Raw genomic sequence first — 216 nt, 5'->3', positions numbered from 1 at the left:
TGCCGTCCGGGAAGGTGACGGTGATGGTGCTGTTAGGCTCGGCGGTACCGGACACCGTCAGGGTGCCATCTGGGTTAGCAACCACACTTGGCGCAGCCGGCGCCACTGGGGCGGTGCTGTCTACATAGGCGGTAATGGCGGACGGACTGTCATTGCCGGCCACATCGGTGGCCAGCACGCTGACATCACCACTGGTTTGCGGCGCGGTGCTGCTGA

The 216-nt window shown here is 64.8% G+C and carries 1 protein-coding gene; it reads right to left on the bottom strand.

Going from position 1 to position 216, the window contains the following annotated elements; translation table 11 throughout:
* The coding region (locus AC2A06_RS19135; RefSeq protein ID WP_484381341.1) for a hypothetical protein at positions 1-216 on the bottom strand (216 nt) is incomplete at both ends.

Source organism: Serratia sp. HNCC26DJ244 (assembly GCF_057180565.1).
The sequence above is the reverse complement of the archived record's forward strand: the minus strand, read 5'-3'. Positions and strand labels throughout refer to the sequence as shown.